The organism is Arthrobacter sp. 10T44 (genome assembly GCF_056393885.1).
Genome location: NZ_JBFTGT010000001.1, coordinates 843,863 through 857,513, shown reverse-complemented (window position 1 = coordinate 857,513; position 13,651 = coordinate 843,863). Strand labels below are relative to the sequence as shown.

12 protein-coding genes are annotated in these 13,651 nt (G+C 69.5%); 6 read left to right on the top strand and 6 right to left on the bottom strand.

Translation table 11 applies throughout. The annotated features are described in order from the left end of the window. The first annotated feature begins 29 nt into the window (after nt 1-29). The 5 genes from AC1DBL_RS04050 to AC1DBL_RS04030 all read left to right on the top strand — a co-directional run bounded on the left by AC1DBL_RS04050 (nt 30) and on the right by AC1DBL_RS04030 (nt 4,298). Complete coding sequence (locus AC1DBL_RS04050; protein WP_441416635.1) at nt 30-440, top strand: TOBE domain-containing protein; 411 nt, start codon at nt 30-32, stop codon at nt 438-440. Then, nucleotides 437-1,207, top strand: coding sequence for a molybdate ABC transporter substrate-binding protein (modA, locus tag AC1DBL_RS04045; protein WP_476916930.1), 771 nt, complete (start codon nt 437-439; stop codon nt 1,205-1,207). The genes AC1DBL_RS04050 and modA overlap by 4 nt, the downstream gene beginning before the upstream one ends. Continuing rightward, nucleotides 1,204-2,037, top strand: coding sequence for an ABC transporter permease (locus AC1DBL_RS04040; protein WP_441416637.1), 834 nt, complete (start codon nt 1,204-1,206; stop codon nt 2,035-2,037). Before modA ends, AC1DBL_RS04040 begins: the two co-directional genes overlap by 4 nt. Then, a complete protein-coding gene (locus AC1DBL_RS04035; RefSeq protein WP_476925514.1) occupies nt 2,034-3,083 on the top strand; it encodes a sulfate/molybdate ABC transporter ATP-binding protein in 1,050 nt (349 codons plus the stop codon). The genes AC1DBL_RS04040 and AC1DBL_RS04035 overlap by 4 nt, the downstream gene beginning before the upstream one ends. A gap of 132 nt (nt 3,084-3,215) precedes the next feature. Then, nucleotides 3,216-4,298 (top strand): SDR family oxidoreductase, encoded by a 1,083-nt coding sequence (locus tag AC1DBL_RS04030; RefSeq protein ID WP_476925513.1) that lies wholly within the window; start codon nt 3,216-3,218, stop codon nt 4,296-4,298. 7 nt (nt 4,299-4,305) lie between these two features. Here AC1DBL_RS04030 and AC1DBL_RS04025 read toward each other — a convergent pair whose 3' ends face one another. The 6 genes from AC1DBL_RS04025 to AC1DBL_RS04000 all read right to left on the bottom strand — a co-directional run bounded on the left by AC1DBL_RS04025 (nt 4,306) and on the right by AC1DBL_RS04000 (nt 10,450). Beyond that, nucleotides 4,306-4,824 (bottom strand): carboxymuconolactone decarboxylase family protein, encoded by a 519-nt coding sequence (locus tag AC1DBL_RS04025; protein WP_476925512.1) that lies wholly within the window; start codon nt 4,822-4,824, stop codon nt 4,306-4,308. A gap of 313 nt (nt 4,825-5,137) precedes the next feature. Continuing rightward, entirely contained in the window at nt 5,138-6,127 is a 990-nt protein-coding gene (locus tag AC1DBL_RS04020; protein ID WP_476925511.1) for a glycerate kinase, read from the bottom strand. A 4-nt stretch (nt 6,128-6,131) separates the two neighbouring features. Next, a complete protein-coding gene (gene kce, locus AC1DBL_RS04015; RefSeq protein WP_476925510.1) occupies nt 6,132-7,064 on the bottom strand; it encodes a 3,5-dioxohexanoate:acetyl-CoA acetone transferase in 933 nt (310 codons plus the stop codon). A 20-nt stretch (nt 7,065-7,084) separates the two neighbouring features. Beyond that, entirely contained in the window at nt 7,085-7,849 is a 765-nt protein-coding gene (locus tag AC1DBL_RS04010; protein ID WP_476925509.1) for an SDR family oxidoreductase, read from the bottom strand. Nucleotides 7,850-7,953: 104 nt separating this feature from the next. Then, on the bottom strand, nt 7,954-9,273 hold the full coding sequence (locus AC1DBL_RS04005; protein WP_441416644.1) for an MFS transporter: 1,320 nt from the start codon (nt 9,271-9,273) through the stop codon (nt 7,954-7,956). A gap of 118 nt (nt 9,274-9,391) precedes the next feature. Beyond that, nucleotides 9,392-10,450 carry a LacI family DNA-binding transcriptional regulator gene (locus AC1DBL_RS04000; RefSeq protein WP_476925508.1) on the bottom strand — a complete coding sequence of 353 codons (1,059 nt, stop codon included), beginning with the start codon at nt 10,448-10,450 and terminating at the stop codon, nt 9,392-9,394. A gap of 528 nt (nt 10,451-10,978) precedes the next feature. Here AC1DBL_RS04000 and clpB point away from each other — a divergent pair. Then, the gene (gene clpB / locus AC1DBL_RS03995; protein WP_441416646.1) at nt 10,979-13,636 is read left to right on the top strand and encodes an ATP-dependent chaperone ClpB; all 2,658 of its coding nucleotides are present in this window, start codon (nt 10,979-10,981) and stop codon (nt 13,634-13,636) included. The last annotated feature ends 15 nt before the right edge of the window (nt 13,637-13,651 follow it).

The following is a 13,651-nucleotide window of genomic DNA, read 5'->3' as shown; positions in this document are numbered from 1 at the left end:
TCTCCGCAAATGCGGGTTACAGTGTCTCTATGCCTACTTTTCGCGTCTCGGAAGCCGCCCGGTTCCTCGGCGTCAGCGACGACACCGTCCGCCGCTGGACCGAAAACGGGAGCCTCACGCCGCTCAGGGATGAATCGGGCCGGCTCGCCGTGGACGGGCTCGAGCTCGCCACCCTGGCCCGGGAGCAGGCGAAACTGCCCGAGGACCCTGCCCGTGCCGGGAGTTCGGCCCGGAACCGCTTCGTCGGACTGGTCACGGCCATCACGGCCGACACCGTCATGGCCCAGGTGGAGCTGCAGTGCGGGCCGTTCCGGGTGGTGTCGCTGATGAGCAGCGAGGCGGTCCGCGAACTCGGCCTGGAACTGGGCTCCGTGGCCACCGCCGTCGTGAAAGCCACCACGGTGATCATCGAAAGCCCGCATGGAAGGGCCCTCGTATGAGCCGGCTCCGGAAGGCCGCCGCCCTCCTGCTGGCGGGAGCCCTCGCAGCAGGGACCGCCGCCTGCGCCGCACCGGCCGGCGGGGGAGGGGCGGAGAAGAACCTGACAGTGTTCGCGGCGGCCTCGCTCAAGGCGCCCTTCACTGCCCTGGCCCGGGAGTTTGAGGCCGGCCACCCCGGAACCAAGGTGGTACTCAGCTTCGCCGGGTCCGCCGACCTCGCCACGCAGCTCAGCCAAGGCGCACCCGCGGACGTGTTCGCCTCCGCGGACCTGAAGAACATGGCCAAGGTCGCCGACGCAGGCTTGGTGGCAGGCGCGCCCCGGAACTTCGCCAGCAACGTCCTGGCCATCGCCGTGCCTCCGGCCAACCCCGCGGGCATCGGCTCCTTCGCGGATCTGGCGAAACCCGGGGTCAAAGTGGTGGTGTGCGCGGCCCAGGTCCCGTGCGGAGCGGCGGCGAAGTCGGTCGAGGGGAGGAGCGGCGTGGCCCTGAAGCCCGTCAGTGAGGAATCCTCCGTCACCGACGTGCTGGGCAAGGTCACCTCGGGAGAAGCCGACGCCGGACTCGTCTATGTCACCGACGTCCGGGCGGCCGGGAGCAAGGTCAGGGGGATCCCGTTCCCCGAGGCGGCCGCCGCCGTCAACCATTATCCGATCGCCGCGCTGAAGACCAGCAGAAACCAGGAGCTCTCGGACGCCTTCGTTTCGCTGGTCACCGGAGCCGGGGGCCGGAAGGTCCTCGCCGACGCGGGCTTCGGCAGCCCGTGACGCGCCACGGCTACAGCGGCATTCCGCGCTGGGTGCTGGCCATCGCCGCGGCCGGGGCGCTGTTCGTCCTGCTGCCCCTCGCCGCCATGGTCGCCAGGGTCAACTGGCCGCAGTTCGTCCCGCTGCTCACCTCGGAAGCCTCGCTCACGGCCCTGGGGCTCAGCCTGCGCACGGCGGCGGCGAGTACGGTGCTCTGCGTGCTGCTCGGCGTCCCGCTGGCCCTGGTGCTGGCCCGGGGCGCCTTCCCGGGCCAGCGACTGCTGCGCTCGTTCGTGCTGCTGCCGCTGGTGCTGCCGCCGGTGGTGGGCGGCATCGCGCTGCTCTACACCTTCGGCCGGCAGGGCCTGCTGGGCCGGAGCCTCGAGGTGGCCGGCATCCAGATCGCGTTCTCGACGACGGCGGTGGTGCTCGCCCAGGCCTTCGTCGCGCTGCCCTTCCTCGTGGTGAGCCTCGAAGGTGCGCTGCGCTCCGCGGGCAGCCGTTACGAGGCGGTGGCGGCAACCCTCGGCGCCCGTCCCACCACGGTGCTGCGCCGTGTCACCGTCCCGCTGGTCCTGCCGGGCCTCGCCTCAGGGGCCGTGCTCTCCTTCGCCCGCAGCCTCGGCGAATTCGGCGCCACCCTCACCTTCGCCGGCAGCCTCCAGGGCGTCACCCGCACCCTGCCGCTGGAAATCTACCTGCAGCGCGAGACCGACGCCGACGCCGCCGTCGCCCTCTCGCTGCTGCTCGTCGCGGTGGCGGTCATCGTCGTCGGGCTCAGCTACCGGGGACCGGCCGCGGCCGGCCGCCGTGCGGGCAGCCCCGCGGCCGCCGGGCAGGTGCGGGGATGACGTTCACGCTCGACGCCGCCGTCGCCGCCCGCGGATTCGACGTCTCGCTGAGCCTGGCGGACGCGGAGTCGGTGGCCGTGCTCGGGCCGAACGGGGCCGGGAAGTCCACCCTGCTCTCCGTGGTCGCGGGCCTGCTCCGCCCCGATGCCGGGCGGGCGCAGGTGGACGGCCGGATCCTCTTCGAGCTGGGGCCCGGGCAGAACACCTGGACCGCGCCGCACCGCCGCGGCACCGCCCTGCTGGCCCAGGAGCCGCTGCTATTTCCGCATCTGACGGTCCTCGAAAACGTTGCCTTCGGCCCCCGGAGCGCCGGGGCCGCCAGGGCCCAGGCGAGGGAGACGGCCCGGCGCTGGCTCGCGGAGGTCGACGCGGCGGACCTCGCCGGACGGAGGCCCGGGGAACTCTCCGGCGGCCAGGCCCAGCGGGTCGCGGTGGCCCGGGCGCTGGCCGCCGATCCCGGGCTGCTCCTGCTGGACGAGCCGATGGCCGCCCTGGACGTCCACGCAGCCCCGCTGCTGCGGCGGCTGCTGAAGCGGGTCCTGGCCCGGCGCCGGGCCATCATCGTCACGCACGATGTCCTGGACGCCTACATGCTCGCCGACCGCGTGATCGTGCTGGAACAGGGCCGGATCACCGAGGACGGCCCCACCCGGGACGTGCTCCAGCGGCCCCGCAGCCGCTTCGCCGCCGGGCTGGCCGGGCTGAACCTCGTGGCCGGCACCGTCACCGCGGCCGGGCTCCGGACGGCCGCGGGCCAGGAATTCGCCGGCCGGCATGAGGATCCGCCGGTTCCCGGCCAAAGCGGCGTGGCGGCCTTCCCGCCGTCGGCCGTCTCCGTCTTCCTCAGCGAAGCACACGGCAGCCCGCGCAACTCGTTCCCGGTCACGGTCACCGACCTGGAACCGCATGGCGACCAGATCCGGGTCCGGGCCGGGGAACTGTCCGCGGATGTGACGCCCGCCGCGTCGGCGGACCTCGGCCTGGCCCCCGGGGTGGACGTCTACTTCGTGGTCAAGGCGGCGGCGGTGTCGATTTACCCGGCGTAGGGCCACTGGAGTGCCGGCCGGGTCTGGGCCACGCCCCGGTCCCGGCGGCTCTGGGCCACGCCCCGGTATCAGCCGGGCCGGCCCCACGGCCTAGGGTGGAGAGAGGCCCGCCCCGCAACCAGGAGGAATCTCGTGCAGAACAACCCAGCCCCAGCCCATGGACGCACCGCCCTGGTGGTCGGAGCCAGCGGCATCGCCGGGTCCGCCCTCGTCACCCTCCTTGCGGAAACAGGCTGGGACGTCTTGGCCCTGTCCCGCGGCGTCGTTGCCCGTCCCGGGGTGCGGCCCGTTAGTGCGGACCTCAGCTCACCGGAGAGCCTTACGGCCGCGCTGGTCGGCGAAAGCCCGACCCACGTGTTCTTCACCGCCTGGTCGCGGCAGGACACCGAACGGGAAAACATCGAAGTCAACGCCGCGCTGCTGCGGAACCTGCTTAACGCCCTGCGCGACAGCCCCGTGGAACACGTCGCCCTGATGACCGGGCTGAAGCACTATCTGGGCCCCTTTGAGGCCTACGCCGCGGGGGAAATGCCGGACACGCCCTTCCATGAGGAGGAACCGCGGCTGCCGGTGCCCAACTTCTACTACGCCCAGGAGGACGAACTGTGGTCCGCGGCCGAACGACAGGGGTTCAGCTGGTCGGTTCACCGTGCGCACACGGTCATCGGCCACGCGGTGGGCAACGCCATGAACATGGGGACCACCCTCGCGGTACAGGCGTCACTCTGCAAGGAGCTGAACCGGCCGTTCATCTTCCCCGGCTCGGAGACGCAGTGGAACAGCCTCACCGATATGACCGACAGTGGACTGCTGGCAGAGCACATGCTCTGGGCAGCCACCGCGGAGTCGGCAGGCAATCAGGCGTACAACATCGTCGACGGCGACGTCTTCCGCTGGCGCTGGATGTGGCCGCGCCTTGCCGCATATTTCGGCGTCGAAGCCGTTGGCTTCGAGAACGAACCCAGGCCGCTGGAAGAGCAGATGCGGGGCATGGAAACGGTGTGGGCAGATTTGGCCGCCCGGCATGGACTCGCCGAACCGGACCTCGCGCGGGTCTCCTCGTGGTGGCACACCGACGGCGACCTGGGACGCAACATCGAGGTGCTGGCCGACATGAGCAAGAGCCGCCTCGCGGGCTTCACCGGATACCGCCGGACCCTGGACTCGTTCACAGTGCTCTTTGACCGGCTCCGGGCGGACCGGCTGATCCCGTAGCCGCCGGTTACTTGGGTTGGGTTTCCTGGTCCTTGCTGCCCTGGGCCTTGTTCCGCACCGGGTGCTGGCTGACGATCGAGACGCGGTTGAAGGCGTTCATCGTGATCGCCAGCCAGCTGATGGCGGAGAACTCGACGTCGGTGAGGTGCCTGCGCGCCCGGCCTCCTTCGCGCTCGCGGGCCTCGGCGTCGGAGATGTTGGTGATCGCCTCCGCCAGAGTCAGGGCCGCGCGTTCCTTTTCGCTGAAAAGGGTGGTGTCGCGCCAGGCCGGGAGCACCGCCAGGCGCTGGGCTGATTCACCGTTCTTGACCGCGTCCCCCACGTGAAGGTCCAGGCAGAAGGCACAGCCGTTGATCTGCGAGATGCGGACGTTCAGCAACTCGATCAGCGTCTGGTCCAGCCCTGCCTCCTCCGCGGCTTCCTTGGCCTTCAGGCCCAGGCCGTTGAGCGCGCGCCACGCGGCGGGGTGCGCCTTGTCCAGGAAAACGCTGCGGGTGCTGTGCCCGGGTGCCGGAGTCTCATCCATGACTCCCAGATTACAGAGGTCCGGCCAGTACCGCCCGCGCGTCATGTGACAAAGTTGTCAAACGTGTGACAAGCTTTGCGTGTAGCCATAATTCGATCCGGTGGTCGGTTCCTTGGGGGAGCCGACCGCCGGATCGCTTCTTTTTGCGGGACATGTCCAACCCTCGACGCCTGCCGCCGCGCATGCCCCCTCTCCCCGCGGCCGCCCCGGGGACATGCCCAACCCTTGGCACGAAGAATGGACATAGTGGGATTATGCCCACCGTTCGAGGCCGGGAATGGGCATGTCCGTCCTCCGGGGGAGCAGCCCCGGGTCAGGGCAGGGCGTGTCCGGCGATGCGTGCCACTTGCGACCCCGCGGCCACCAGGGCTTCCGCATCGCTGGCCACGATTACGCCGGCAAAGTTGTCGGCATAGTCGCCCAGGTCCTCGTGGACGGAACCGACGACGGCGTACACGGGCGTCGTGCCGCTGCGGGCCAGGATGGCGGCGATGATCTTGCCTTGGCCGGTCTGGGAGTCCAGCCGGCCCTCCCCGACCACCACCGCGGTGCTGGCGGCGGCGTGGGCCTCGAAGCCGAGCAGGTCCAGCACATGGTCGGCGCCTGAGACCAGGCTGGCCCCGTACTTCGCCCACATGCCGCCGGAGAAGCCGCCGGCGGCCCCGGTCCGCTCCAACGGCCGGGGGTCCCGGCCCAGTTCGCGGGCAAACCCGTCCGCCAGCTCGTCGAGCCGCCACGTGAGTACCTCCACCGTGGCCGGGTCCGCGCCCTTCTGCGGGCCGAAGACCCGGGCGGCGTCGGCGAAGCGGGTGGTCACGTCGCTGAGCACCACCACCTCGGCGCCGTCCAGGCCGCCGCGCTCCTCGATGGCGGCGATGGCCCCGGCCCCGCCGTCGGTGGTCGCGGAGCCGCCGGCCGCTACCAGCACCCGCCGGGCACCGAGCCGGACGGCCTCCGCCATCATCACCCCGGTGCCGTACGTGCTGGCGCGGACGGGGTCCCGGTCGCCGGTGCTGGGCAGGTTCAGGCCGCTGGCGAACGCGAGCTCGACGACGGCGGTGCCGTCCGGCGCCAGCGCGAGGACCGCCTCGACGTCGTCGCCCCAAGGTCCCACCGTGCGGACCCGGACCGGCCGGGCGTCGAGGCCCCGGACCAGCACGTCGAAGGTCCCCTCGCCGCCGTCGGCCACCGGCAGTTGGACGGCGGCCGCCCCGGCCGCGCGGATCCCGGCAGCGATGTGGGCGCAGACGTCCGCTGCCGGGAAGGTCCCCTTGAAACTGTCCGGGGCAACGAGGATGCTCACCGGCCTAGAATCCCACTTTGTCGCGGCCCTTGAGCTGCAGCATTTCGCGGGCCTCGTCCGGGGTGGCGATCTCGAAGTTGAGCGCCTCCAGGATGGTGCGGATCCGGGTGACCTGCTGGGCGTTGGACGTGGCGAGCTGGCCGGGGCCGATCCAGAGCGAGTCCTCCAGTCCGACGCGGACATGCGAACCCATGGCCGCACCGATCGTTGCGAGCGGCATCTGGTTCTTGCCGGCGCCCAGGATGGACCACTGGTAATCATCGCCCAGCAGCCGGTCAGCGGTGCGGCGCATGTGCATGAGGTCTTCCGGGTGGGCGCCGATCCCGCCGAGCAGGCCGAAAACGGACTGGACGAACAGGGGGCCGCGGGCCAGGCCGCGGGCGTGGAAGTGGGCCAGGTTGTTCAGGTGGGAGATGTCGTAGCACTCGAATTCGAACCGGGTGCCGTTCTCGTTGCCGATGCCGAGGATGGTTTCAATGTCCTGGAAGGTGTTCTTGAAGACCAGGTCGCGGCTCTTTTCGAGTCCTTCGCGCTCCCACTCGTGGCCGAAGTCCGTGAAACGGTCCAGCATCGGGTAGAGGCCGAAGTTCATCGACCCCATGTTCAGCGAGGCCAGTTCGGGCTTGAACAGCGCGGCAGGCTGCATGCGCTCCTCCACGGTCATGTGGGGGGAGCCGCCGGTCGTGATGTTGATGACGGCGTCGGTGTTGCGCTTGAGCTTGTCCAGGATCGGGGCGAAGTGCTCCGGGTCCTGCGAGGGCCGGCCGTCCTTCGGGTCGCGGGCGTGCATGTGCACGATCGCGGCGCCGGCCTCGGCGGCACCGATCGCGGCGTCGGCGATTTCATCCGGCGACACCGGCAGGTGCGGGGACATGGACGGGGTGTGGATGGCGCCGGTGACGGCGCTGGTGATGATGACTTTGCGTGCAGCAGCCATGGGGGTCGCTCCTTCGGGGCTCAGTAAAGCTTTTCGGTGTTGCCGTCGACGGCGAGGGCCTGGCCGTTGACGTTGCGGGCCAGGTCGCTCGCGGCGAAGGCGGCCATGTTCGCGATGTCCTCCGCCTCGATCAGCCGGCCGAGGGAGGACTGGTTGTGATAGAGCTCGGAAACCTGGTCCGCCGGGAGGTCCAGCATCTGCGCCTTGGCCGCGATTACGGCGTCGATCCGGGGCCCGTTGACGGCGCCGGGGCAGATCGCGTTGACCCGAATCCGGTCCGGGCCCAGTTCGATTGCGAGCGTCTTGGTCAGCCCGACGACGGCCCACTTGGACGCGGAGTAGGCGCTGCGCCCGGCCATGCCGAGCCGTCCCGCCGCGGAGGAGAGGTTCACGATCGAGGCGCCGGTGCCCTGCCGGAGCAGGGGCAGCGCGTGCTTGATGCAGTAGAACTGGCCGTGGATGTTGACGTCGAAGGTGGCCTTCCAGGCGGCGGCGTCGAGGGTTTCGAGCGGGCCGGTGGGGCCGGCGATGCCGGCGTTGTTGACCAGCACGTCCAGCCCTCCCAGTTCCTCGGCCACGGTGGTCATGAGGGCGCGCACCTGGGCTTCGTCGGAGACGTCGCTGACCGCAGCGGCGAGGCCGTTGACGCGGGCCTTCTCGACGGCGTCGGGGTCAATGTCGGTGACGAAGACGGCGGCGCCGAGTTGCTGGAACTTGCTCGCGATGGCCAGGCCGATGCCGTTGGCGCCGGCGGTGACCAGAACGCGTTTTGCGGTGAAATCCATGGGTATTCCTTGCGGTGGTGGTTCGGTGAGCCGCTCCGCCGGCGCGCAGGGGCGCCGGCAGAGCGTTGGCGGTGGAGCGTTCGGTGGCGGCCGGCGTCGGGCGCTTAGTGGGCAGCGGGGACGACGTCGGGCTTCTCGGTGCCGCGCTTGAGCATCAGGGACAGCAGTGCACCGATGATGCACATGCCCACGATGAACCACAGGCCGGAGAGCTTGGAGCCGGTGGCATCCTGCATGAAGCCCATGACGTAGGGGCCGAGGAAGCCGCCGAGCAGGCCGATGGTGTTGACGAACGCGATGCCGCCGGCGAGGGCGGCGCCGCTGAGGCGGGTGGCCGGGTAGGTGAAGAGGATCGGCTGCAGGGCGAAGAAGTTGAAGGCGGCCAGGCAGAAGCCGATCATGCCGAGCAGCGGGCCGCCGACGGCGCCGAGCGCGAAGCCGGCGATGATGCCGATCATGGTGCCGGTGACCAGGAGGCGGGAGCGTTTGCCGTCGGTGGCGAAGCGGGGAACCAGCAGCGCGCCGGCCGCGGAGAAGATCCACGGGATGGCGGTCAGCAGGCCGATCTGCAGCGGGTTGAGCTTGCCGTAGGTGCCGATGATGGAGGGCAGGAAGTAGGACAGGGCGTAGACGGCAATCTGGTGGGTGAAATAGACGCCCACGACCAGGAGGATCTGCTTGTCTTTCAGGACGTCGCGGAGGCGGTGGTTGCCGGAGGCTTCCGCGCCGGCCTTCTCTTCGGCGGCGATCCGGGCCTCAAGGTCGGCGGCCTCCTCGGGGCTGAGGAACGTGGCTTTGCTGGGCCGGTCCGGGAGCTTCTTCCAGACGACGTAGGCCAGGACGCAGGCCGGCAGGCCTTCGACGAGGAACATCCACTGCCAGCCGTGCAGGCCGCCGAGGCCGTCCAGGGTCAGCAGCAGCCCGCCGAGCGGGGCGCCGACGATGTTGGCGATCGAGACGCCCAGCAGGAACATGCCGTTGGCCTTGGCGCGGTCCTTGACCACGAACCACTGGGTCAGGAAGTACATAACGCCTGGGAAGAGCCCGGCCTCGGCGACGCCGAGCAGCATCCGCATGATGTAGAAGGACCACTCTCCCTGCACGAAGGCCATGCCGGCCGAGATGATGCCCCAGGTGATCATGATCCGCATGATCCAGAAGCGGGCGCCCACCTTGTGCATGATCAGGTTGGAGGGGATTTCGGAGAGGGCGTAGGTCAGGAAGAACAGGCCGGCGCCGATGCCGTAGGCGGTGGCGGAGATGCCGAGGTCAATCTCCAGGCGGTCCTTGGCCATACCGATGTTGGTGCGGTCCAGGAACGCCATGATGTAGGCGCCGATCAGCAGCGGCATGACTCGGCGCAGGATCACGCCGTTAATTTCCTGCGGTGTGCGCATCTTCGTTGGTGCGGATACAACTGACATGGGTCTTCGTCCTTGAATTGGGGTCAGGATTGATGGTCAGGGCGGACAGCGGGCAGCGTTCAATCGGCAGCCGACGCTGCGAGGTGGTGCGTTTGGGGAGTTGCGGTTGGTGCGGTGGCTAGGTGAGGGCGGGGGTACAGCCGCAGGTGCGGCCGATATGGAGGCGGTGCCGGCACACCAGCGAGGTGTAGTTCCGGGACGGGGCTTCGATGCGCTTGAGCAGCATGGCGAAGGCCTCATGGGCCATCTCCTGCTGCGGCTGGACAATGCTGGTCAGGTTGATCAGTCCGGAGCGGCTGTGCGGCAGCCCGTCGCAGCCGGCCACGGCCACGTCCTCCGGGATCCGCAGGCCCCGCGCCAGGGCGTACTCCATCACGCCGATGGCGAGCTCGTCGCTGCCGCAGACCACTGCCTGCGGCGGGTTTCCGGAGGCGAAGAGACGTTCCGCGGCCAGCCGGCCGCCTTCGTTGTTCACCCGGGTGCTGATCTTACGGTCCCCGCTGATGACGACGCCGGCGGCGGCCGCCGTCCGCACGAAGGCCTGTTCCCGGGCCAGTGAAGCGGTGGAAAAGCGGGGGCCGATCACGGTGGCGATCTCGGTGTAGCCGTGGGCGAGCATGTGCTGCATCAGCAGCGTCGCGGCGGCGTCGTCGTCGATCCCCACAAAGTCTGAATCGAGGAAATCCGCCCGGCGGGACAGGCAGACGTAGGGGATCCGGGCGGACCTCAGGGTGCGGAGGGCGCGCGCATCGTCCCGGAGCGAGGCGGCGAGGATGACGCCGTCCACGTTGCGGTTCGCGAGCGTGGACGTGACCTGGGCGAGGACCTCCGGATCGTCCTGGGTGGTGGCGACAAAGACCTCGTAGCCGGAATCGGCTGCTGCGGAAATGACGCCCTGCGCCCAGCGCGGGAACATCGGGTTGATGATGTTGGGCAGGATCAGGCCGATCACGCGGGTGCGCTGCAGATCGGTGGACTGGGAGGACTTACGGGGCCTGAAGCCCAGCTCGTTCGCCACGTGGATGATGTGGCGCCGGGTCTCCGGCGAGACACCGCCCTTGCCGTTGAGGACGTAGGACACCGACGCGGGGGATACTCCCGCCGCCCGGGCCACGGCAGCCGCGGAAACCGGCGCTACGGGGCCGTCGCCGGCAACGGTGGTGGCTTGTTCCTGCATTCTGACCCTCCTTCGCATCGGTTTCGGTCGCTGTGACCTCAGTTACAGTAATTAGCCCGCACAACGTTAAGCAACGTTAAGCGATGTGGGGTGGGATGTCCGGGTGTGGCATCCGGTCCGACGGACATGCCCATCCTTGGACTCGGCCAGTAGACATATCCGGACTATGTCCATTCGTAGGCGCGAGGAATGGGCATGTCCGGACGCTCGAAGGGCTGAGGCCGGGCATGCCCAGCGCCCCGAGCCAAGGATGGGCATGTCCGGAAGCTCGAAGGGTGGCGGCTGAGCATGCTCAGCGCCCCGAGCCAGGGATGGGCATGTCCGGAAGCTCGAGGGGCTGAGGCCGGGCATGCCCAGGGCCCCGCGCGAAGGATGGGCATGTCCGTAAGGACGCCCGGCCGCGCCGGAAGACTCCGGCCCTAGACAGCAGTTTCGCCGTGGGCAAACATGGAGCTAAAGGAGCCAATTCCAAAGTTGAGCGGGCTAGACTCAACTTTGACGACAGTTTTATCCCGGAAGGAGCTCTCTTTGGACGCGAAATTCACTACCAAGAGCCAGGAGGCTCTTTCGGCAGCAGCCATGAACGCCTCGACGGCCGGAAACCCGCAGCTGGAACCGGCCCACCTGCTTAAGGCGCTCATGGACCAGCGCGAGGGGGTCGCCGTCGCGCTCCTCCGCGCCACCGGAACCGATCCGGATGCCGTCAGCGTCCAGGCCAGCTCCGCCATCAAGGCACTCCCCTCCACCTCGGGCGGCTCCGTGCAGCAGGCCCAGCTTTCCCGCGCCGCGATGCAGGCCATCAAGAACGCGCAGAACGAGGCGGAACGGCTCGGCGACACCTTCGTCTCCACCGAGCACCTGCTGCTGGGCCTCGCCTCCGGCAGCGACGACGTCGGGCGGCTGCTCCGCGATGCCGGCGCCTCCCACGAGGCGCTGCTCGCAGCGCTGCCCGGGGTCCGCGGCGACCGCAAGGTGGACAACGCCGACCCCGAAAACACCTTCCAAGCGCTGGAGAAGTTCGGCACCGACCTGACCGCGATCGCGCGCTCCGGCAAGCTGGACCCGGTGATCGGGCGCGACGCCGAGATCCGCCGCATCATCCAGGTCCTCAGCCGCCGCACCAAGAACAACCCGGTGATCATCGGCGAACCCGGCGTCGGCAAGACCGCCGTCGTCGAAGGCCTGGCCCAGCGGATCGTGGCCGGCGACGTGCCCGAGAGCCTGCGCGGCAAGACCCTGGTTGCCCTGGACCTGGCCTCGATGGTGGCGGGCGCCAAGTACCGCGGCGAATTCGAGGAGCGGCTCAAGGCGGTGCTGGAGGAGATCAAGAGCTCCGAGGGCCAGATCGTCACCTTCATCGACGAGCTCCACACCGTGGTCGGCGCGGGCGCCTCCGGGGACAGCTCGATGGACGCCGGCAACATGCTCAAGCCCATGCTCGCCCGCGGTGAACTCCGTTTGATCGGCGCCACCACGCTCGACGAATACCGCGAGAACATCGAAAAGGACCCGGCGCTGGAACGCCGCTTTCAGCAGGTCTTCGTCGGCGAACCGAGCGTGGATGACACGATCGGCATCCTGCGCGGACTGAAGGAACGCTACGAGGCGCACCACAAGGTTTCCATCTCCGACTCCGCCCTCGTGGCCGCGGCGACCCTGTCCAACCGGTACATCTCCGGCCGGCAGCTGCCGGACAAGGCGATCGACCTCGTCGATGAGGCCGCGTCCCGGCTGCGGATGGAGATCGACTCCGCCCCGGAGGAGATCGACCAGCTGCGCCGCCAGGTGGACCGGCTGACCATGGAGGAACTGGCCCTGGCCGGCGAGACCGACCCGGCCTCAGTGGAACGCCTTGCTGCCCTGCGCGCCGACATGGCGGACAAGAAGGAGGAGCTCGCGGCCCTGAACGCCCGCTGGGAGACCGAGAAGGCGGGCCTGAACCGTGCCGGCGACCTGCGCGCCAAGCTGGATGAGCTGCGGTCCGCGGAGGAAAAAGCTGAGCGCGAGGGCGACTTCGAGACGGCGTCCCGGATCCTCTACGGCGAGATCCCGGCCCTGGAGCGCGAACTCAAGGCCGCGGCCGAGGCCGAAGCGGCCGTGACCGACAAGTCCGGGCAGATGGTGGCCGACGAGGTGACCGCGGATGACATCGCCGAGGTGATCTCCGCGTGGACCGGCATCCCGGCCGGGCGCATGCTGCAGGGCGAGAGCCAGAAGCTGCTGGAGATGGAGCGCGTCCTGGGCGAACGGCTGATCGGCCAGACCAAGGCGGTCACCGCCGTCTCCGACGCCGTGCGCCGGGCCCGCGCCGGTATCAGCGACCCCAACCGGCCCACAGGATCCTTCCTCTTCCTGGGCCCGACCGGCGTCGGCAAGACCGAGCTGGCCAAGTCGCTCGCGGACTTCCTCTTCGACGACGAGCGGGCCATGGTGCGGATCGACATGTCCGAGTACTCGGAGAAGCACTCCGTGGCGCGGCTGGTCGGGGCGCCTCCGGGCTACGTGGGCTACGAGGAGGGCGGCCAGCTGACCGAGGCTGTCCGCCGTCGTCCGTACTCCGTCCTGTTGCTCGACGAGGTGGAGAAGGCCCACCCGGAGGTCTTCGACATCCTCCTGCAGGTGCTCGACGACGGCCGCCTCACCGACGGCCAGGGCCGCACCGTGGACTTCCGCAACGTGATCCTGGTCCTGACCTCCAACCTGGGCAGCCAGTTCCTCGTGGACCCGAACCTCGACGCCGCTGCCAAGCGGGATGCGGTCATGGCCACGGTGCACGCCTCCTTCAAGCCCGAATTCCTGAACCGGCTCGACGAGGTGGTGCTTTTCGACCCGCTGAGCGTCGAGGAACTCGCCGAGATCGTCGAGCTGCAGGTCAAGGAGCTGGGCGAACGGCTCAAGGGCCGCCGCCTGACTCTCGAAGTATCGGAAGGCGCGCGGGCCTGGCTGGCCGTCACCGGCTTCGACCCTGCCTACGGCGCCCGGCCGCTGCGCCGCTTGGTGCAGCGGGAGATCGGAGACCGGCTGGCCAAGTCCATCCTGGCCGGCGAGATCGCCGACGGCGACACGGTCCTGGTGGACACCGCCCCGGATCTGATGGAGCTCACCATGGGCGGCGCGGACGTGTCCGCGCGGCCCGACGGCGGAGCGTCCACCGGCAGCGGGCTCTCGGTCCGCCGCAAGGAGTAACGCAAGGAGTCACGC

Coding starts and splice junctions, on each gene's coding strand:
- AC1DBL_RS04050 (WP_441416635.1), top strand. CDS start 30: ATGCCTACTTTTCGCGTCTCGGAAGCCGCCCGGTTCCTCGGCGTCAGC.
- modA (WP_476916930.1), top strand. CDS start 437: ATGAGCCGGCTCCGGAAGGCCGCCGCCCTCCTGCTGGCGGGAGCCCTC.
- AC1DBL_RS04035 (WP_476925514.1), top strand. CDS start 2,034: ATGACGTTCACGCTCGACGCCGCCGTCGCCGCCCGCGGATTCGACGTC.
- AC1DBL_RS04025 (WP_476925512.1), bottom strand. CDS start 4,824: ATGGATGAGACTCCGGCACCCGGGCACAGCACCCGCAGCGTTTTCCTG.
- kce (WP_476925510.1), bottom strand. CDS start 7,064: ATGGCTGCTGCACGCAAAGTCATCATCACCAGCGCCGTCACCGGCGCC.
- AC1DBL_RS04010 (WP_476925509.1), bottom strand. CDS start 7,849: ATGGATTTCACCGCAAAACGCGTTCTGGTCACCGCCGGCGCCAACGGC.
- AC1DBL_RS04005 (WP_441416644.1), bottom strand. CDS start 9,273: ATGTCAGTTGTATCCGCACCAACGAAGATGCGCACACCGCAGGAAATT.
- AC1DBL_RS04000 (WP_476925508.1), bottom strand. CDS start 10,450: ATGCAGGAACAAGCCACCACCGTTGCCGGCGACGGCCCCGTAGCGCCG.